Below are 19,485 nucleotides of genomic sequence, written 5' to 3' on the forward strand. Positions count from 1 at the left end.
GATTTCATGAATACTAAAAATGATAAAATATGTTTATTATTGCTGCGATAGCATATGCTTTTTCAATCTTTGTCGATGTTTCTGTTTATCATTTTAAATATTACATACAGGACAGTAAGAATGTCCGACATTTACTGTCGTTAATAAATATTTTTCAATATTGCTCTCGTGGTTTTATTTTAATTTTTATTCCGATTATGGCTTATGTCACTGAATCTGTTAAAGATAAAAACGAAGTATGGTACATTACTGTTGTAGCTCATTTTTTAGTTGTTTTGTTTTTGTTGCCTCTCTATTCATATAAATTTACGTATTTTTTTGCTTTGAAAGTTATTATGATTTTAAATCGTTTTTTTGGAAAGTCAAAGTCTTTTACATTAAAAAAAATAGAAAAGCAATCCAAAAGACAAGGGGAAATTTTCTTGACAGATTGGATTTTGTTTGCAATTAATTATATTGCTGGTTTTCTATTCTCTATTAGTATAACTTTTTTATATTATATCAATTTTTCATATCCGCAAAAAGCTTTAATGTTAAGTTCGATGACACAGGTTATAAATATGTTCGGCTCAGTATTATTAATACTTCTTATCGATCCTAAAATAATGGGGGCAATTGATGATGGTAAAGGATATAAAGAAATAAAAATATTAACTACAAGTCGGATTTTGGCTCATATTACTTTAGTTTTAATCCTCTTTTATATTCAATGATATCGGTTTTTATCGCTTTATTTTTAACATTCTTATCTTATTATTTTGCATGTCTTACATGTTTAGATTCAAAGAAAAATAGGCTATTTATTTTATGTTTTATTATAAGTTCTGTTGTTTTAAGATTAATAATACATGTCAGTTTAAATAATGATTACTTACTATATTATAACTTTCAAATTTTTCACAAACCTCATGGTTTCGTTTCTTTTCTGTTAAATGAACCTTATCTGTATTCAGTTTATGTTTTCTTTTCTTTTTTTTTAAATTCAAAAGAAAGTGTTTTTTTGGGAGTGTATTGGTTTAATTGGTTGATTGCTAGTTGTTTTTTTTGTTGGTTAATAAAGCGAATAGATGTTGAAACTTGGAAAAAAATGATTTTGTTTGTTTGTTATTATTTTATATTGACTTTTGTTGTTCTTAGAAATGGGCCTGCTTATATTCTATTTGCATTGTTTTTTTATTATAGTTTTAGAAATAAAAAATTTAATTGGGTTTTACTGACTCCATTTATGCATATAAGTTCCAGTTTACTTCTAGTTACTTTTTTATATAAATCTAAATTTTATTTTAGTGTGTTGGTATTTGTTTTTTTATTCATATTTTTATTCTTTTTTATAAGTCCTTTTCTATCACATATTGGAGCTTTTGAATCAATATTAGACAAAATAAGTATTTATTCAAAGGGTATTCCTTCTATTGGTATCATGCACAAAATATTTTTTATGTTTATATCTTTTTTGATTATTGCAGGTTTTTTGTTTTATAAAAAGAGAATGTTGCATCCTATTTTAATGACAACCATTTTTATATATATGATAAGTTATTATATAAATCCAGTTGTAGCGTTTCGATTTTCGCCTTATGTTATTTTTGCATTATTGTTTTATCCTTTTGATTCTATTATTAGTAAAAAAAACCTGCAATTAATTAATCTATCGACTATTTTATTTTTTCCTATTTTTGTTTATGCTATGTTAAAAACGCATGATATTAAAATGTCTATAGGGTTCTTTTCATTTTTATAATTTTGAGTTTTATTACTTCTAATTTGATGATTACAATTTAATTTAAACAAGATAATATTTCACATTATATAATTTTAGAGTGAATTTTATGTGATTTTTAAATCATTTATGAGAACTAAAAAAATATTTATAAAAGACCCTCCTACTTATGGGAAATCATTCAGTACTTTGCTATCTGCAGAAAATAAAAAACAATTGTTAGTACCTCAAGGTTTTGCTCACGGTTTCTCAGTCATCAGCGAAACGGCTTCGGTAATGTATAAATGTGATGAGTTTTATAATAAAGCTTCAGAAGGTGGAATAAAATATGACGACCCATCGTTAAATATTGATTGGGGAATGAATCTAGAGGAGGCGATAGTTTCTGAAAAAGATCAAATTCTCCCTTTTATTGACAATTGCAATAGTTTGTTTTAATGGAAAAGATACTTGTAACAGGAGCCAATGGACAGCTAGGATCTGAGCTTTCTTTGTTGTCCTCAAATTACCCTCAATTTCAATGGGTTTTTGCAGATAGAACCATAATTACTTTAGACAATCTAGATTTACTTAAAGTACAATTAAGTGATATAAAACCCTCAATTATTTTAAATTGTGGTGCTTATACAGCTGTTGATAAAGCAGAAACAGAAAAGGAATTAGCTAATGTAATTAATCACTTAGCAGTAGAAGTATTGGCTAAATATGTAGCTAAAAATGCAGTTAAATTAATTCATGTTTCTACAGATTATGTTTTTGATGGAACATCTTCTATGGCTCTTGATGAAGAAGCTCCAACAAAACCTATAAATGTTTACGGAGCTACTAAAAGAGCGGGGGAGATAGTTTGTTTACAAGAGAATCCAAATGCTATTATCATAAGAACTTCGTGGGTTTATAGTAAGTTTGGTAATAATTTTGTAAAAACTATGCAGCGATTAATGCAGGAAAGAGATTCAATAAGTGTAGTTAATGACCAAATCGGATCGCCAACTTACGCAACTGATTTAGCACAAGCTATGATTAAAATTGTTCTTTCAGAAAAGTGGATTCCTGGAATTTATAATTATTCGAATGAAGGAGAAATTAGTTGGTATGAGTTTGCATTGGCTATAAAAGATATTGGAGGATACAATTGTGAAGTCAATGGGATTCCTTCTTCGGCATATCCTACTCCGGCAAAACGTCCTTCTTTTTCTTTATTAGATAAAAATAAAATAAAGAAAGTGTATGGCACAGACGTTCCAAATTATAAAGAGAGTTTAAAAAAAATGATGACACAGTTATAGTCGTTGATTTTTTTGTTAATATAAATTGATTTAATTTAAAAAAATGAAAGGAATTATTTTAGCAGGAGGTTCTGGTACAAGATTGCATCCGTTGACACTTGCAATGAGCAAGCAAATGATGCCTGTATATGATAAACCAATGATTTATTACCCATTGTCAACTTTGATGATGGCAGGAATAAATGAAATTTTGATTATTTCAACACCTCATGATTTACCAAATTTTAAAAAATTATTAGGGAATGGGGAGAATTTGGGTTGTAAATTTAGTTATGCCGAACAAGCTATTCCAAACGGTTTAGCACAGGCTTTTGTAATTGGAGAAGAATTTATTGGAGATGATGATGTCGCTTTGATATTAGGAGATAATATATTTTTTGGAGCCAATATGCAAGAGCTCTTGCGTTCAAATACTAAGCCAAATGGAGGGGTCGTTTTTGCATATCATGTTTCGGACCCAGAACGTTATGGGGTTGTAGAATTTGATCATGATTTAAAAGCCATTTCGATAGAAGAAAAACCAGAGAATCCTAAATCTCATTATGCAGTTCCAGGTTTATATTTTTATGATAATTCAGTTGTTGAAATTGCCAAAAATATTCAGCCAAGTGCCCGTGGAGAATACGAAATTACCGATGTAAATAAAGTATACTTACTAAAAGAAGCATTAAAAGTTGGAATTTTAAGCAGAGGAACAGCTTGGCTTGATACGGGGACTTTTAATAGTTTGATGCAAGCGGGACAGTTTGTACAGGTTTTAGAAGAAAGACAAGGTTTAAAAGTTGGTTGTATTGAGGAAATTGCTTGGAGGCAAGGTTTCATTGATGATACTCAACTTGAACAACTAGCATTACCCTTGGTTAAGTCTGGATATGGAGCTTATTTAATGGATTTTTTAAAACAGAAGAGAGCTGGAGTTAAAATTTAATTTTTAAATCTATTATTTTGTATTTTTGTAAGTACTATGTTACTTACTAATTCTAAGACCAACTAATTTGGATAATAAACCAACCAATCTTGCAATTTTATTTGCAAAGTATTTTTCTATAGCCAACTTGAGACTTAATATACATAATCTGAGTTATTTGCCGAGGTGGATTATAGTTTTTATGGATGTTATGGTATTGATTTTCTCTTTTACTTTTACTTATTTATTATTTAAAGGTACAGGTTTAGGTTACATTATAACACATCATGAGTTTTACTTTGTTGGTTCACTTTTGGGCGTTAATGTTTTTTTCTTCTGGCTATTTAGGACATATTCTGGTATAATTAGGCATTCATCATATATTGATGCTGTTAAACTGTTGTTTTCACAAATGTCAGTGCTGATTGTTTTCTTGTTCTTTAATTTTTTATTTGAACTATATCATGGTGATAAAGCATTTTTAAATACAGCGCTTTTTATAAATATAGTGCTTTCATTCTGTGGTTTGTTTTTATATAGAGTTGTTGTTAAACAAACATTTGAACTTTATTTTGCTGAAAAGACTAATGCTAAGTTGATAAGGACTATTATTTATGGGACTGACGCCAATGCGATATCGGTTGCTAATGCATTAAAATTTGAAACACCATCTCGTTTCAAAATTGTAGGTTTTGTGGATAAAAACAATCAGAATGCTTCAAAGAGAATGTTGGATTTACCCATATTGATTCAAAAGAAAAGATTGCCTGCATTGATGCGGTCGGTTGCTGCAGAGGGGATTATTATCGCAGATAAAAGTTTGTCTAAGGATGAGCAATTGATTATTGTAGATCAGTGCTTAGAATTTAATTATCGAGTGTACACCGTGCCTTTAATTTCGGATTGGGAAAACCAAAAAGAAATTTCTCAAAAGGTAAAGAATATTCAAATTGAAGATTTACTTGAAAGAAAACCCATAGTATTAGATAGCAAATCTATATCTAAGCAATTAAAAGATAAAACTATTTTAATTACAGGAGCTGCAGGGTCAATAGGAAGTGAAATTGTAAGACAGGTAATAGGTTTTAACCCTAAAAATATAATTTTATTAGATCAAGCAGAAACTCCATTACATAGTCTTTGTTTGGAAACTCAAAATATAATCTCGAGTTGTAGAATTCATGCTGTAATTGCTGATGTTAAAAGTAAAGAAGCAATGGAGAGAGTATTCAAAGTTTACGGGCCACAAGTCGTTTTTCATGCTGCTGCTTATAAACATGTGCCTTTAATGGAAGAAAATCCATCTCAGGCTATATTGACAAATATAGAAGGTACTAAAAATTTAGCAGATCTATCTTGTAAATATAAAGTAAAGAAGTTTGTTATGGTTTCTACAGACAAAGCTGTTAACCCTAGCAATGTTATGGGAGCAAGCAAGCGAATTGCTGAGAAATATGTGCAGTCACTACATTTAAAAAATCAAAAAGAAAAAGGGAACGATACTACAAAATTTATTACAACACGCTTCGGAAATGTATTAGGTTCCAATGGATCGGTAGTGCCTTTATTTACCAAACAAATTGTAGAAGGTGGTCCTCTTACTATAACACATCCTGATATTATTAGATATTTCATGACCATTCCGGAGGCATGTCAATTAGTTCTTGAGGCTGGAGCAATGGGTAATGGAGGTGAAATTTATATATTTGATATGGGTAAACCAGTTCGAATTATTGATTTGGCTAGAAAAATGATAAAATTAGCAGGGTTTATTCCAGATAAAGAAATTAAGATTCAAATTGTTGGACTAAGACCTGGAGAAAAACTTTTTGAAGAATTATTAAATGATACATCAAAAACGCTACCAACATATCATAACAAAATTATGATTGCTGAAGAAATTCAAGATGAATATGAGACCCTACACGTGGAAATCGATGAGTTAATAGGGATATCTAAATTTTTTGATAACGATGATATTGTTGCCAAAATGAAAAAAATAGTGCCAGAGTTTAAAAGTATGAACTCTAGTTTTGAAATTCTTGATAAATAATTCTTTAATTTAAGTTTATTTATGTTTAAATATTTAAGGTGTTTTTTTGAATAAAAACACCTTTTTTTGTTTCTGTGAAAATAAAAAGATACAGTAAAAATGTATGATTGTATCTAATTATTATTTTGTTGTGAAAATATTCCATAATTTAGGTTATTAAAAAATATTGGTTGCTCGCTTTTAATACTGAATTTTAAAGCTATTCATGAACAAATCAAAAGATGTTTCGGCTCCTTGGTTGTTTGAAATAACACCTAAGAATAATTTTTTTTCGCTACATATAAAAGAAGTTTGGCAATACCGTGACTTGTTGTTTCTTTTTGTTAAAAGAGATATCGTAACGGTTTATAAACAAACAGTTTTAGGGCCACTTTGGTATTTAATCCAGCCTTTACTTACATCTATAATATTTACTATACTATTTAATAACATTGCCGGAATCGATACCGGATCTGTACCTCCTTTTTTATTCAACCTTGCAGGAATTACTGTTTGGAACTACTTCACATCTTGTCTTACAGCAACCTCCGACACTTTTAGAGCTAATGCTGGAATCTTTGGAAAAGTATATTTCCCAAGAATAATTACACCTTTATCCATTGTAATTTCAAATTTGATAAAATTTGGAATTCAGTTTTTGATTTTTATCACTTCCTATATTTACTATTATTCTCAAGGAGCTGTTATTAGTTTAAATGCTGTAACAGTTTTTTTTCCTCTATTGGTTGTTTTAATGGGGGTTCTTGCGTTAGGTTTAGGTATGCTGATATCTTCGCTCGTTACTAAATATAGAGATTTTAGTAATTTAATTAATTTTGGAGTACAACTACTAATGTATCTTTCTGCAGTTGTATATCCAATGGCATTAATTAAAGATAAATTACCCAATTATGGGTGGATAGTACAATACAATCCGTTAGCCTATATAATTGAGACATCAAGATATATGCTTTTGAGTATAGGTGATATTTCTTTCTATGGTCTTCTTTATACTTTTATTATAACAGTTATTATTTTTTTTTCAGGATTATTAGTCTTCAATAAAACAGAAAAAAGTTTTATTGATACGGTATAGTCTATAATATTCTTTATAAGAATCCTTACTATTTGGTTTAAAATAATTTTTAATAAAATGGATACAGATATTATATTAAAGGTTGAAAATATTTCTAAACAATATCGTTTAGGACAAGTGGGTACAGGAACTTTAAGTCATGATTTAAATCGGTGGTGGCATCGCATACGCGGAAAAGAAAATCCATATTTAAAAATTGGTGAAGCAAATGATTGTAGTACAAAAGGGACTAGTGATTACGTTTGGGCTTTGCAAGATGTTAATTTTGAAGTTCAACGTGGAGAAGTTCTAGGTATAATAGGAAAAAATGGAGCAGGGAAATCTACGTTGCTAAAAATTTTATCGAAGGTTACGGCACCAACTACGGGGAGTATTAAGTCTCGAGGTCGTATTGCATCTTTACTTGAAGTCGGTACAGGATTTAATCCTGAACTTACAGGAAGAGAAAATGTTTATCTCAACGGAGCTATTTTAGGAATGACCAAAAAAGAAATTACATCAAAATTAGATGAAATTATTGATTTCTCAGGCTGTGAGCGTTATATTGATACACCAGTTAAAAGATATAGTAGCGGTATGACTGTTAGGTTAGCTTTTGCTGTTGCCGCTTTTTTAGAGCCAGAAATATTGGTTGTAGATGAGGTCTTAGCTGTTGGCGATGCCGAATTTCAAAAAAAAGCAATCGGTAAAATGCAAGATATTTCAAAAGGCGAAGGACGCACCGTTTTATTTGTTAGTCACAATATGGCTGCTGTTAAAAGTTTGTGTACTAAAGCAATTGTTTTGGAATACGGCAAAGTGGTTTTTGAAGGAGAGGTGTTACCTGCAATAGAGAAATATTTATCTGATAAAAATAACATTTCGAATGTAAATATTAAAGAAAGAAAAGATAGGGTTGGGAGAGGTAGAATAAGAATTTCAGATGTTATTATTCTTAATAATTTTAAGGTGATGACAGGATCTAAATTTTCAGTTCAGATTGAATATAATAATATTGATGAAGAAATAGAAATTAATGAATTTGGAATGAGTATTTGGAACACTAGAGAGGATAAAATAATAAGCATTTCTTCTACTTTTAAAAATCAATTAAAAGACATCTCTAATAAAGGTAAAGTAATTTGTGAGCTGCCGAATCTTCCATTAGTAAAAGGTAGTTATGTTATTAATTGCTTTGTCAGTTCAATTTTTGGATTAGAAGATTATATTCTTGATGTATTAAGTTTTGACGTAGAGGATAATGATATTTATGGAAATGGAAAAACAGTAAATCCAGAATGGGGAATGATTGCAGTGGAACATAATTGGATTCAATAATTACGCATTATGATACAAGAAAAAGAAGCGTTAGAGAAATGGTATGAAACAGAAGATCCTTGGGGATATAATGAAAATAAGGAAGACGTATTAAGAAAAGAAATTTTGCTTGCTGAAATTCCAGACAAAAAGTATAAAAACGTATTAGACATCGGATGTGGACAAGGGTTTATTACTGAAAATTTACCTGGTGAGATGGTATACGGAATTGATATATCACAAGCAGCAATAGATTTTGCAAATAAAATAAGAAGAGACAATTTAATTTTTAAACAAGGGTCAATATATGATATTGACAAATTATTTGATATTAAGTTTGATTTGATAATTATTACAGGAGTTCTTTATCCTCAATATATAGGAAAATCTTCGAGTTTAATTTATTTACTAATTGATAAAATAATAGAAGATAAAGGTGTTCTTGTGTCTGTACATATAAATGATTGGTATAATGCTCAATTTCCGTACTTAAAAACAAAACAACTTTTTTATAATTATAGAAAATATACTCACAACTTAGAAACGTACTCGAAATGATTTTAATGTATCATAAAATACATCTTAGTAGTCCATCAATGTGGTGGGTTACAGTAAATGATTTTTATAGACAAATGTCTGAAATTTCAAGTAAAGAGGTTGTGTATTTAAAGGACTATGATTCAAAAAATCCAAATCATGTTGTAATTACTTTTGATGGTATTTACAAAAATGTTCTAGAATATGGACTACCTATTTTAAGACATTTTGATTATCCATTTGAGTTGTTTTTGACTTCTGATTATATAGGTTTAGATAATGAGTTCGATTCGATAGAACCAATTGCTCCATTTGTAAATTATGAAGAATTGCAATTGTTGGTTGCGAATAAAGGAAGATTACAATGGCACACTAAAAGTCATCTTAATTTAAAAAATATTCAGGATTTGGATGTTATAATTGCAGAACTTACTGTTCCAGAAAAAGTGAAGCAATTAGATGTTAGTGGATTTACTTGGTTTGCTTATCCGCATGGAGAATTTAATGAATTGGTTATTCAAGAAGTGCGAAAGCGATTTGAAGGTGCTGTTTCCTGCATACAAGGAAACAATGAAGATAAATTTGTTTACAATAGACTTACAGTTGTTAATGACACAAAACTGCGAGCTAATAAAATTGCATGTATTATTGCTTCCTATAATTATGGAGATTATCTTATAGAAGCTATTGAATCAGCATTAAGACAAACAATACTTCCAGATGAAATTCTTATTTCTGATGACTGTTCTGACGATGAAACAGGAATAATTGCAAATGAATATGTTAAAAAATACCCACAACTGATAGCGTATAATCGGAACGATGTTAACATGGGAATTGTAGCTCATTTTAACAAAGCAATTTCTTTGACAAAATCAGAATATGTATTTTTTTTAGGAGCAGATAATAGACTTTTGAGTAACTATGTTGAAGAGTGTGCTAGAAAATTAGATGCGAATATAAATACTGCAATTGCATACACGGACTATACTTTTTTTGGTCCGAGAGCAAGACTAGCTTATTCTAAATTTTCTGAAGATAGAAGAGCAGGAATTATTGAAAATACATTCTATCAGATTTGTTTCCCCGATTTTAATAATCGAGAAGAGTCATTAGAAAATCTTTCAAAAGAAAATTTTATTCATGGGTCTTCCATGTTCAAAAGAACTGCATTTAATGAAGTTGGAGGGTATCATAAAACGGGTACTCCCGAAGATTATAATTTATTTAGAAGAATAGTAGAAAAAGGATGGAGAGCCGAGAAAGTTAAAAATACAAATTTGGAGTACAGACAACATAATATAGGGCAAGCTAACAATATTTTAAGTTTACAGAATAAACTTAATTTTTATCAATCTGCCTATAGTAGAAAGAATACATTCGAGAAATCATTTTTATTTAAAGTCTTCTGGAAAACATACATAATCAAAGAAAAAGTAGTTAACCTTAACAAGAAAAAAGTTTTAAGATATATTAAAAGAATAACGAAAACTAAATAGATGATTAATGTCACTATAATAATTCCAAGCTACAACCATAGTAAATTTTTATTAGATCGATTAAAAAGTATTTCTAATCAAACCTATAAAAATTGGGAAGCTATTATAATTGATGATCAATCGTCAGACAATAGTGTTCAGATAATTAGAAGTTTTCTTGTAGAGAATCCAAATTTTAATTTAAAGCGCTTTATTATAAACGATGTGAATTCTGGAAGCGGTTATTTCTCTTGGCAAAAAGGAATTGAACTAGCAACAACTGAATACATCTGGATTGCCGAAACAGACGATTATTCAGAATCGACTTTCTTAGAAGAATTGGTTTCTATTTTAGATATAAATAAAGAAGTTTCTTTGGCTTTTTCGGGAAGCAATTATATTGAAAATAATAGAATAATTTATGATTCAGTCAATAGAACAAAAGATTTAAATGTTCAAATAAATGATTATAAAGTTCTAGATAGTAGTGTTTTTTTAGGCAGAATGCCTTTTAATACCTATATAACGAATGGGAGTGCTGTAGTTTTTAGAAAGCCTAAGACAGGAATTCCGTCTGAAGTGTTTAGTAATAGATTATGTTCGGATATTTTTTTATGGTCTCATTTATTACAAAATAGCTCCTTTGTTTTTCTTAATAAAAATTTGAATTTTTTTAGAAGGCATGAAGGATCAACTTCATCCTATTTAAACAAAAATAAATTAGAAGAAGTTTATCATGAGAAAGCACAATATTTAAATTATTTTAAACAAACGGATAAGTACGGTCAATTTATAGAGTATTACATAAAATATTACATTTGGACGCATAAGAATGATTTTTTGAACACATCCAGTATTCAGGAAATTCAATCAGGCAAGAAAATCAAAGCATTATATTTTTATAAATTGATCTGTTTTTTTGTTTCTAAAATTTTCAGAAAATGATGACTCCTTTAGTAACTGTAATTATACCAACTTATAATCGAAAGGAATATTTAGAAACTGCTATTCAATCGGTAGTAGATCAGTCTTATAAAAATATTGAAATAATAGTAATTGATGATGGTTCTACAGATAATTATGCAGTATCAATTTGTGATAAATTTTCAAATTGTACTTATTTTTATAAAGAGAATGGAGGCTTATCATCAGCCAGAAATTATGGAATTAATTTGTCGGAAGGTGAATTTATAGCCTTTTTAGATGATGATGATTTTTGGGAAAGTTCAAAAATAGAAAAACAAGTAAAGATACTACTTGAAAATCATTCTGTTGATTGTGTGCATTCTTCTGTTGCTGTGGTGAATGAAAAGGGAGAATTAACAGGAAGCTATTTTGGAGCCGCTCAAAATAAAATAGATAAACGCTCAGGATATGTTTTTTGGAATGCTTTAGGATGCTGGGTAGTCAAGTCACCAACACCTTTAATCAGAAAAAATGTTTTTCAATCTGACTTATTATTTGATGAAACGATCAAAGTAGGGGAGGATATCGATTTTTACCAACGAATGTTTTACAGACATAAGTTACATTACATAAATGAACCTTTAGCATTTTATAGAGAACATAATAATACAGAAAGACTTTCGCTTCAGCTTAAAAAATACATTGGAATTGAAAATAAAATGTTTTTGAATTTAAAGAAAATGGGAATTAAAAATCCATTTATTTTACATTTAATCGCAGTTAAACTTTTGAAAAAAGCTATCAAAAATAATAATTTTATATATCCAGAAGCAAAAATAAATATTTCTAGAATACATATTTATTTACGACCAGACTATTTCTTGAATCGTTATTTTGGATGATTATGTTGCAATGAAATAAACTATAAGCATTTAGTTTATTTCAGAATCTAACTTTAATTGATCAATATTAAATTCTATATATACCTTTAAAAATGAAGATAAATAAAATGATTAAGAATCTGAAAAGATTTGATTTTAAAAATTTATTGAAACTAGTTATATATAAATTTAAAAAAAAGATAAAGATTAAACCTTCAAAAGAAGAGTCAGATTTATATCTTTATTACTCTTATTTAGTAAAGTATGATGGCTTTTTAGTTGAGGAAACTAAAAAATATTATATAACAGATTTTAAAACTAAGTTTTCTAATTTAGTAAAGCTTAGAAAACGTCCATCAAGTGATTTTGATGTTTTTTATCAAGTTAATGAATGTAGTGAATATCTTTCGGTAGTAACGTATTATAAAAATAATTTTACAAATGAAGAAAGCTACTCTCTCAATATAATAGATGCGGGATCTAATATAGGATTAACGTCTCTTTTTTTTACAGAACATTTTGAAAGTGCAAGAATAATAGCTGTTGAGCCTGATACTAAAAATTTCCAAATGTTGAATTATAATTTAAAAGAAAAAACAAATTTTGAGTTTATTAAAGTTAATGGAGCAGTATGGTCTTCAAACTCAAAAATAAAAGTTATAAATGATTTTAGAGACAGGTCAGATTGGTCATTTAGAGTTGAAGAGTCTGATGAAAGTAATGCTTTGCAGGCATATACAATAAATCATTTGGCAGAAGTGAATCATTTTCAGTATATTGATATACTTAAGATAGATATTGAAGGTGCCGAAAAACAAATTTTTGTATCTTCTGTCTCGAATTTGGAATTCTTAAGTAAAACAAAATGTATTGCTATGGAGATTCATGACGAGTTTGATTGTAGACAAGAAATTTATGCAGTTCTGGATAATTATGGATTTACAATCGTTAATGAAGGAGAATTGACTATTGGAATTAATGAAAAATTAAAAAGCAAGTTAATGGAATGAACGCCTAATATATGCAAATAAACTATATCATATTAGCTCATAGATATCCAAAACAATTAAGACGTTTAATTCAGAAATTAACCACTCCTGAAGCATTTTTTTATGTTCATATAGATAAAAATACTTCAATAGATTTATTTGTAAAAGAACTAGCTGATTTGTCAAATATAAGTTTTGTTGGGGATCGTAAGCAAGGAATATGGGGAGATATAGGAATTGTTAATGCTACGATGAATGCTTTAAAACAAATAGTAAGAGATAAGAAAGATGGTTATTGTGTACTGCTGAGTGGTCAAGATTACCCGATTAAGTCAAATGATGATATTAAATTTTATTTTGCATCAAATTTAGGAAATGAATTTATTGACATTGTTCCGTTACCAACAAAACATTTGTCGATAGATAGAATTGAAAAGTATAAATTTAATTTATCTTCTAGAAAAGAGGATTTTATCCAGATTGGGTCGATTCTAGAAGCAGATTTTTTTACAAAAGAGACACTAAAAAAAATCTATCGATTAATTAGAGTTGGGCGCTACGATTTTATTTTAAAAGTTTTAAAAAGAAGAAAATATCCTAATTATATTAAACCCTACGGAGGAAGCCAATGGTGGGCTTTGACAACACAAACAGCTGAAAAAATAATCCAGTTTGTTGATGAATATCCTGATTTTGTTAAATATCATACTTATTCATTAATTCCAGATGAGATGTTTTTTCAATCGATTATTATGTACTTGATAGAGGAGAATAACAAAATTAAAATTATGCCATTTCTCACTTATGTTAATTGGGAGAAGAAAAATTGCGATTTACCAGTTACATTCAGTACAGCAGATTTTGAAGAGTTAATCTCCCAATCTGATTATAAATTGTTTGCTAGAAAATTTGATAGTAATATCAGTGAGGTAATTTTAGATAAAATAGATGCTTTTCATTCTTAAAAGAATTAATAAAGATGCGAGTAGGTCAAAATCCAGAGAAAAAAGAATCTAGAAAATTAGTGTATAAAAAACACAGGATAATTATCCCCGTTTTTATACCGAAAAGTGAAGATGATTATTATAAAGAATCTTTGGATGTTTTTAAATTTTGTATTGAGTCTTTAATTAGAACAATAGATACAGACAACACTGCAATTACTATATTAAACAATAATTCAAATTATGATGTTCAATGTTTAATTGAAAGTTATTTTGATAAAAAAATAATTGATAAGTATGTAAAATACGCTGAGAATAAAGGTAAAGTATATGCTGTTTTACAAGAAGCAAGAGCTTCTTATGAAGATTTTTTAACCATTGCAGATGCAGATGTGTTTTTTTTAAATAATTGGCAATCAAAAGTTCAAGACGTTTTTGAAAAATTTAAAGAGGTTGGAGTTGTAGGTTTAACACCTGATCCCAATATGGCTTTTTACTGTAATAATTCTATTTTCTATTCAGAATATTTTAAAATTAAAAAAGGAAAAATTGTAGCCGATACCGATTTAGAATTATTTGAGAATAGTATTGGTAATGCAAATTTATTTGTAACCCTAAAAACAAATTGGAAAGAGAAACAATATTATCTTGAAAAAGAGGATGTCAGAGTTATCGTAGGAGCAAATCACTTTGCATCTACTTACAGAAAAAAAATATTTAAAAAATTACCATTTCAAAAACCAATTTATGTTTTTCCTGGAGGTGAATTAGATTTTTTGGATATTCCAATAGATAAATTAGGATATTATAGAGTTTCCTTGCCCAAAGCATTTGCATATCATATGGGAAATACTATTGATCAAAATTTAGATCTTAGTATTTTAAAAAATGATAGATTAATTAGTAAAAGAAATTCTGAAAAACGAAATCCTATAAATGTAATTCCCTATTTCTTAAAGGGATATTTTGTTAGGCTGATAAGAAAATGTTCTCTTATTTAATTTTATATGGCAAATAAAGTTTCAATAATTATCGCCACTTATAACCGAGCTCATCTTATTCTCGACACTCTAGAAAGTGTTTATGCCCAAACGTATACCAATTGGGAATGTATAATTGTAGATGATGGTTCTACAGACAATACAGAAAAAATTGTAAATGATTTAGTCTCTAAAGACAGTAGGTTTATATTTTTGAATAGGCCATCAGAAAGACCTAAAGGACCTAATGCAGCTCGAAATTTTGGTATTGAGAATTCTACTGGCGATTATGTTTTATCTTTAGATTCAGATGATTGGATTTTGCCTGAACATTTGGAATTAAAAGTTGAGGTTTTAAAAAAAGATCCTGCAATCGATGGGGTATTGTCTAAAACAATAATGGTTGATAGCAACAAATTCATTATAAAAAAAGAAGAGCGTACTCGTTTGACTAAAAATATCTTAGAAGATTTTATTTCGTTGAGAGTTTCTTGGTATATGCATGATATAATGTGGAGGAGGTCTTTTTTTGAGAATAAGGTTTTATACGACGAACAGTTACTGAAAATGTTAGACAGAGATTTTCATATAAGAAGGTTATCTGAGAATCCTGCATTAGCGTTTGTTAATGAGTATTTATCCTTATATCGAATTCATGAAAATTCTAATTCATCTAATAATAATATTAATGTAGCAGAATCACGGCATAATGCAATTGTTAAAATTGTTATTGCTTTGAATGAAAAAGGAAAACTTTCCAAAAATATTAAATTTTATTTATTCAAACATCAAGTGCAAAATTTAGTTATATTACACAAGCATCCTAGAAGTATTTGTTTGTATTTGAGCTTAATAAAAAAGACATTTGTTTTTAGATCCGATTATTTAAAATGGGTTTTAAAGTTGATGGTAGGTTATTTTTCGTTTAAAATTATTGGTAAAGGACTATATTTTGTACAGTAATGAAGAAGTTTCTAAAGAAAATAATATATAAGATTTTAAACTCAGTCGAGTCAAACGATAAGTTTGAGTCTTTTGGTTATTCAAGAGGTATTCAAAATGTTGTATTTGAGGGCAAAAATGGGATACCTGATAGATGTAATTTTTCTGGCAGAATACATATCGGATATGCTACTACTTTAGGTTATAATAATTATATACATGGTGAAGTGAGTATTGGTAAATATTGTCAAATAGGAGCCGATGTAGCTATTTTTACAAAAAATCACCCAACTAATAATATGTCAATATATATTGGTAAGAATCTTTTTAACGGTGAATTAAAACAGTTACGAGAGGAGAATAAAGTAATAATAGGCAACGACGTTTGGATTGGACATGGGGTAATTATAGTTGGAAATGTGATTATCGGAAACGGTGCGGTTCTAGCAGCTGGTAGTGTTGTAACAAAAAATGTTGAGCCTTATTCTGTAGTGGGAGGGGTACCTGCTAAATTATTGCACAAACGTTTTTCTGATACAATAATTAAAGAAATTGAGGATTTGAAATGGTGGGATAAAAACGAGGGTGAAATAGAAAAATTGAAGCCATTGTTTTTTAAGAAATTCACAAATGCAAATAGTATCTATGAGTAAAACAATAGCTATAATACCAGCACGAGGAGGCTCAAAACGAATACCCGAGAAGAATATTCAAATCTTTGGTGGGTTGCCACTAATGGTACATTCAATTTTATATGCGCAAAAGAATAGTGACATCATTGATGATATTTATGTTTCAACAGATAACGATGAGATAAAAATTATTGCACTGCAGTATGGGGCTAAAGTTATTGATAGACCAGCATCACTTTCGGGTGATTTAGAGCCTACTATTACTGCATTAATTCATGCTTTGGAGTATATAGATAATGATGAGATAGAAAATATTATTTTATTACAACCAACAAATCCATTGCGACCAGAAAATTTATTGAAGGAAACATTTAGCCTTTATCAAAATGAAAATCTAGATAGTTTATTTACTGTTTCAAGAAATTATCAAAAATTTGGAAAAATATCAGAAAATAAATTTATTCCATTTAATTATACAATCGGACAGCGAAGTCAGGATTTAGTTCCTATTTTTTCAGAAAATGGATTATTATATATTACAAAAGCTTCTTTAATTTTTGAAAATACTATTATCTCAGAAAATGCTTGTCCGTATGTAGTAAATCATGCTTTTGCCAATGTTGATATTGATCTGCCAGAAGATCTAGATTATGCAGAATATCTTTTTCAAAAAAACGCCCCATATTTATGAAACCATATATAGAAATTGCTGGAAGGAAAATAGGACCAGATTTCCCACCTTTAGTTATTGCAGAAATTGGAATTAATCACGAAGGCTCTCTACAAGTTGCCAAAGAAATGGTTGATGCAGCCTGCAGAGCTGGAGTTGAAATAGTAAAGCATCAAACTCATATTGTAGAAGATGAAATGAGTGGTGCAGCAAAAAAAGTGATTCCAGGCAATGCCACTGTTTCTATTTATGAAATTATGGAACGATGTTCATTGAATGAAGCTGATGAGCTAGAACTTAAAAATTATGTTGAACATAAAGGAATGATTTTTATATCAACGCCTTTTTCACGAGCGGCAGCCGAACGATTGAAAAAATTTGATGTTCCAGCTTATAAGATAGGCTCTGGTGAATGTAATAACTATCCATTATTAGAGCACATTGCTTCATTTGGAAAACCAGTTATATTAAGTACTGGTATGAATACGATAGAAAGTGTTCAAAAAGCTGTAGCAATTTTTGATAAACATAGTATTCCTGTAGTGTTATTACATACTACAAATTTATACCCAACGCCAGCCCATTTAGTTCGATTTGGTGGAATGTTAGAATTAAATCAGGCTTTTCCAGATAAAGTATTTGGTTTAAGCGACCATACGTTAAATAATAATGCTTGTTTAGGTGCTGTGGCATTAGGTGCAAGTGTTTTAGAAAGACATTTTACAGATCATATGCAACGTGTCGGTCCAGATATTATTTGTAGTATGGATGAAAAAAGTTGTCAGGAATTAATTGTTTCATCTGCAGAGATCGCTTTAATGCGTGGAGGTACAAAAAAACCAGCAACAGAAGAACAAGTAACAATTGATTTTGCTTTTGCGACAGTCTGCACAATAGCTCCAATAAAAAAAGGAGAAAAATTATCAAAAGAAAATATTTGGGTAAAACGACCGGGAACAGGTAAAATCTTAGCAACATATTTTAATGATTTAATCGGAAAAATAGCTACGAGAGATATTGATAATGATGAGCAATTAGATTTTAGAGATTTTGAGTAGTTCAATAAAAAAAATACTTTTCCTAACTGGGACGCGAGCTGATTTTGGTAAAATAAAACCATTAATTTCAATTCTGGAAGACCAACCAGAATTTGAAGTTTTTGTCTTTGTTACCGGAATGCATCTACAAGAAATTTATGGATATACACTGATTGAAATTGAGCGTTGTAATTTCAAAAATGTTTTTATATTCGAAAATCATACTCATGAAACAACAATGGATTTAACATTAGCCAAAACGATTGAAGGCTTGTCTAATTATTGTAAAAGCATAAAACCTGACATGATTGTTGTGCATGGTGATCGTGTAGAGACACTAGCCGGTGCTATTGTAGGATCTCTAAATAATATTCTTGTAGCTCATATTGAAGGCGGAGAAGTTTCGGGAACTGTAGATGAATTAATTAGGCATAGTGTTAGTAAACTAAGCCATATACATTTTGTGTCGAATAGAGAAGCAGCGAAAAGACTTATTCAAATGGGAGAAATTTCGGAATCTGTTTTTACAATTGGATCTCCAGATATCGATGTTATGTTTTCAAATACGCTTCCAAGATTAGAAACGGTTAAGGAATATTATCAAATTTCGTTTGAAAATTATGCACTAGTTATGTTTCATCCTGTAACTACAGAATTTCAAGTAATGCAACAGGCTGCTAAAGTTTTTGTTGATTGTCTGTTACAAGATTATCGTAATTATGTGGTTATTTTTCCAAATAATGATTTAGGGAGTCAATTTATTCTTGATGAATTTAAAAGATTGGGACAAAACACAAGATTCAGAATTTTTCCATCGCTTCGTTTTGAGTATTTTTTGACTTTATTAAAAAACAGTCAGTTTATTATAGGTAATAGTAGCGCTGGAATTCGTGAAGCCCCATATTACGGAATTCCAATTATTAATGTAGGTACACGCCAGCAAAATAGAGCAATAAATGCAGATATTGTAAATACAGACTATTCTATGGTAAGTATAAAAGAGGCGCTTTCTATTATAAATTTGCATAAAGTTAAAGTAACAACTACTGATTTTGGTCAAGGAAATAGCAAAAAAATGTTTTTAGATTCGCTAAAGAAAAACGATATTTGGCAGCTCAATCATCAGAAGAAATTTAAAGATATTTAACG

Annotated in this window: 19 protein-coding genes and 1 pseudogene; all 20 read left to right on the forward strand. The window is 29.2% G+C overall.

The window, feature by feature from the left end; genetic code table 11:
- The first annotated feature begins 29 nt into the window (after positions 1 to 29).
- The 20 genes and pseudogenes from LPB87_RS04635 (at position 30) to neuC (ending at position 19,483) form a co-directional block, all read left to right on the forward strand.
- The gene (locus LPB87_RS04635; RefSeq protein ID WP_230605099.1) at positions 30 to 713 is read left to right on the forward strand and encodes a DUF2837 family protein; all 684 of its coding nucleotides are present in this window, start codon (positions 30 to 32) and stop codon (positions 711 to 713) included.
- A gap of 725 nt (positions 714 to 1,438) precedes the next feature.
- Positions 1,439 to 1,741: a hypothetical protein gene (locus LPB87_RS04640; RefSeq protein ID WP_230605100.1), complete on the forward strand. Its 303-nt coding sequence runs from the start codon at positions 1,439 to 1,441 to the stop codon at positions 1,739 to 1,741.
- 141 nt (positions 1,742 to 1,882) lie between these two features.
- Positions 1,883 to 2,158 (forward strand): annotated as a pseudogene (rfbC, locus tag LPB87_RS04645) (dTDP-4-dehydrorhamnose 3,5-epimerase); the annotation flags it as partial.
- Positions 2,158 to 3,009, forward strand: coding sequence for a dTDP-4-dehydrorhamnose reductase (gene rfbD / locus LPB87_RS04650; RefSeq protein ID WP_230605101.1), 852 nt, complete (start codon positions 2,158 to 2,160; stop codon positions 3,007 to 3,009). The pseudogene rfbC and the gene rfbD, both read left to right, overlap by 1 nt.
- Positions 3,010 to 3,052: 43 nt before the next feature.
- The gene (gene rfbA, locus LPB87_RS04655; protein ID WP_230605102.1) at positions 3,053 to 3,937 is read left to right on the forward strand and encodes a glucose-1-phosphate thymidylyltransferase RfbA; all 885 of its coding nucleotides are present in this window, start codon (positions 3,053 to 3,055) and stop codon (positions 3,935 to 3,937) included.
- A 190-nt stretch (positions 3,938 to 4,127) separates the two neighbouring features.
- Entirely contained in the window at positions 4,128 to 5,969 is a 1,842-nt protein-coding gene (locus LPB87_RS04660; protein WP_230605207.1) for a nucleoside-diphosphate sugar epimerase/dehydratase, read from the forward strand.
- Between the two features lie 205 nt (positions 5,970 to 6,174).
- Positions 6,175 to 7,044, forward strand: coding sequence for an ABC transporter permease (locus LPB87_RS04665; RefSeq protein ID WP_230605103.1), 870 nt, complete (start codon positions 6,175 to 6,177; stop codon positions 7,042 to 7,044).
- 57 nt (positions 7,045 to 7,101) lie between these two features.
- Complete coding sequence (locus tag LPB87_RS04670) at positions 7,102 to 8,361, forward strand: ABC transporter ATP-binding protein (RefSeq protein WP_129539752.1); 1,260 nt, start codon at positions 7,102 to 7,104, stop codon at positions 8,359 to 8,361.
- A gap of 9 nt (positions 8,362 to 8,370) precedes the next feature.
- A complete protein-coding gene (locus LPB87_RS04675) occupies positions 8,371 to 8,898 on the forward strand; it encodes a methyltransferase domain-containing protein (RefSeq protein ID WP_230605104.1) in 528 nt (175 codons plus the stop codon).
- Positions 8,899 to 8,903: 5 nt separating this feature from the next.
- Positions 8,904 to 10,376 (forward strand): glycosyltransferase, encoded by a 1,473-nt coding sequence (locus tag LPB87_RS04680; RefSeq protein ID WP_230605105.1) that lies wholly within the window; start codon positions 8,904 to 8,906, stop codon positions 10,374 to 10,376.
- Entirely contained in the window at positions 10,377 to 11,300 is a 924-nt protein-coding gene (locus LPB87_RS04685) for a glycosyltransferase family 2 protein (RefSeq protein ID WP_230605106.1), read from the forward strand.
- Positions 11,297 to 12,163 carry a glycosyltransferase gene (locus LPB87_RS04690; protein ID WP_230605107.1) on the forward strand — a complete coding sequence of 289 codons (867 nt, stop codon included), beginning with the start codon at positions 11,297 to 11,299 and terminating at the stop codon, positions 12,161 to 12,163. Before LPB87_RS04685 ends, LPB87_RS04690 begins: the two co-directional genes overlap by 4 nt.
- Positions 12,164 to 12,255: 92 nt before the next feature.
- Positions 12,256 to 13,152 (forward strand): FkbM family methyltransferase, encoded by an 897-nt coding sequence (locus LPB87_RS04695; protein ID WP_230605108.1) that lies wholly within the window; start codon positions 12,256 to 12,258, stop codon positions 13,150 to 13,152.
- Between the two features lie 11 nt (positions 13,153 to 13,163).
- Positions 13,164 to 14,096, forward strand: a complete 933-nt coding sequence (locus tag LPB87_RS04700) for a beta-1,6-N-acetylglucosaminyltransferase (protein WP_230605109.1) — start codon at positions 13,164 to 13,166, stop codon at positions 14,094 to 14,096.
- Positions 14,097 to 14,110: 14 nt separating this feature from the next.
- On the forward strand, positions 14,111 to 15,076 hold the full coding sequence (locus LPB87_RS04705; RefSeq protein ID WP_230605110.1) for a glycosyltransferase family A protein: 966 nt from the start codon (positions 14,111 to 14,113) through the stop codon (positions 15,074 to 15,076).
- Between the two features lie 6 nt (positions 15,077 to 15,082).
- Positions 15,083 to 16,018, forward strand: a complete 936-nt coding sequence (locus LPB87_RS04710) for a glycosyltransferase family 2 protein (RefSeq protein ID WP_230605111.1) — start codon at positions 15,083 to 15,085, stop codon at positions 16,016 to 16,018.
- On the forward strand, positions 16,018 to 16,650 hold the full coding sequence (locus LPB87_RS04715; protein ID WP_230605112.1) for a CatB-related O-acetyltransferase: 633 nt from the start codon (positions 16,018 to 16,020) through the stop codon (positions 16,648 to 16,650). Before LPB87_RS04710 ends, LPB87_RS04715 begins: the two co-directional genes overlap by 1 nt.
- A complete protein-coding gene (locus tag LPB87_RS04720) occupies positions 16,643 to 17,320 on the forward strand; it encodes an acylneuraminate cytidylyltransferase family protein (protein ID WP_230605113.1) in 678 nt (225 codons plus the stop codon). The genes LPB87_RS04715 and LPB87_RS04720 overlap by 8 nt, the downstream gene beginning before the upstream one ends.
- A complete protein-coding gene (locus LPB87_RS04725) occupies positions 17,317 to 18,357 on the forward strand; it encodes an N-acetylneuraminate synthase family protein (protein WP_230605114.1) in 1,041 nt (346 codons plus the stop codon). Before LPB87_RS04720 ends, LPB87_RS04725 begins: the two co-directional genes overlap by 4 nt.
- A complete protein-coding gene (neuC, locus tag LPB87_RS04730; protein WP_230605115.1) occupies positions 18,350 to 19,483 on the forward strand; it encodes a UDP-N-acetylglucosamine 2-epimerase in 1,134 nt (377 codons plus the stop codon). The genes LPB87_RS04725 and neuC overlap by 8 nt, the downstream gene beginning before the upstream one ends.
- Positions 19,484 to 19,485: the final 2 nt, after the last annotated feature.

It is taken from the genome of Flavobacterium sp. EDS, assembly GCF_020991525.1.
Classification (GTDB): domain Bacteria; phylum Bacteroidota; class Bacteroidia; order Flavobacteriales; family Flavobacteriaceae; genus Flavobacterium.

What these genes read in the sequence shown, in the direction of transcription:
- LPB87_RS04635 (WP_230605099.1), top strand. Translation starts at nt 30, where the DNA reads ATGTTTATTATTGCTGCGATAGCATATGCTTTTTCAATCTTTGTCGAT.
- LPB87_RS04640 (WP_230605100.1), top strand. Translation starts at nt 1,439, where the DNA reads ATGTTTATATCTTTTTTGATTATTGCAGGTTTTTTGTTTTATAAAAAG.
- rfbD (WP_230605101.1), top strand. Translation starts at nt 2,158, where the DNA reads ATGGAAAAGATACTTGTAACAGGAGCCAATGGACAGCTAGGATCTGAG.
- rfbA (WP_230605102.1), top strand. Translation starts at nt 3,053, where the DNA reads ATGAAAGGAATTATTTTAGCAGGAGGTTCTGGTACAAGATTGCATCCG.
- LPB87_RS04660 (WP_230605207.1), top strand. Translation starts at nt 4,128, where the DNA reads ATGGTATTGATTTTCTCTTTTACTTTTACTTATTTATTATTTAAAGGT.
- LPB87_RS04665 (WP_230605103.1), top strand. Translation starts at nt 6,175, where the DNA reads ATGAACAAATCAAAAGATGTTTCGGCTCCTTGGTTGTTTGAAATAACA.
- LPB87_RS04670 (WP_129539752.1), top strand. Translation starts at nt 7,102, where the DNA reads ATGGATACAGATATTATATTAAAGGTTGAAAATATTTCTAAACAATAT.
- LPB87_RS04675 (WP_230605104.1), top strand. Translation starts at nt 8,371, where the DNA reads ATGATACAAGAAAAAGAAGCGTTAGAGAAATGGTATGAAACAGAAGAT.
- LPB87_RS04680 (WP_230605105.1), top strand. Translation starts at nt 8,904, where the DNA reads ATGTATCATAAAATACATCTTAGTAGTCCATCAATGTGGTGGGTTACA.
- LPB87_RS04685 (WP_230605106.1), top strand. Translation starts at nt 10,377, where the DNA reads ATGATTAATGTCACTATAATAATTCCAAGCTACAACCATAGTAAATTT.
- LPB87_RS04690 (WP_230605107.1), top strand. Translation starts at nt 11,297, where the DNA reads ATGATGACTCCTTTAGTAACTGTAATTATACCAACTTATAATCGAAAG.
- LPB87_RS04695 (WP_230605108.1), top strand. Translation starts at nt 12,256, where the DNA reads ATGAAGATAAATAAAATGATTAAGAATCTGAAAAGATTTGATTTTAAA.
- LPB87_RS04700 (WP_230605109.1), top strand. Translation starts at nt 13,164, where the DNA reads ATGCAAATAAACTATATCATATTAGCTCATAGATATCCAAAACAATTA.
- LPB87_RS04705 (WP_230605110.1), top strand. Translation starts at nt 14,111, where the DNA reads ATGCGAGTAGGTCAAAATCCAGAGAAAAAAGAATCTAGAAAATTAGTG.
- LPB87_RS04710 (WP_230605111.1), top strand. Translation starts at nt 15,083, where the DNA reads ATGGCAAATAAAGTTTCAATAATTATCGCCACTTATAACCGAGCTCAT.
- LPB87_RS04715 (WP_230605112.1), top strand. Translation starts at nt 16,018, where the DNA reads ATGAAGAAGTTTCTAAAGAAAATAATATATAAGATTTTAAACTCAGTC.
- LPB87_RS04720 (WP_230605113.1), top strand. Translation starts at nt 16,643, where the DNA reads ATGAGTAAAACAATAGCTATAATACCAGCACGAGGAGGCTCAAAACGA.
- LPB87_RS04725 (WP_230605114.1), top strand. Translation starts at nt 17,317, where the DNA reads ATGAAACCATATATAGAAATTGCTGGAAGGAAAATAGGACCAGATTTC.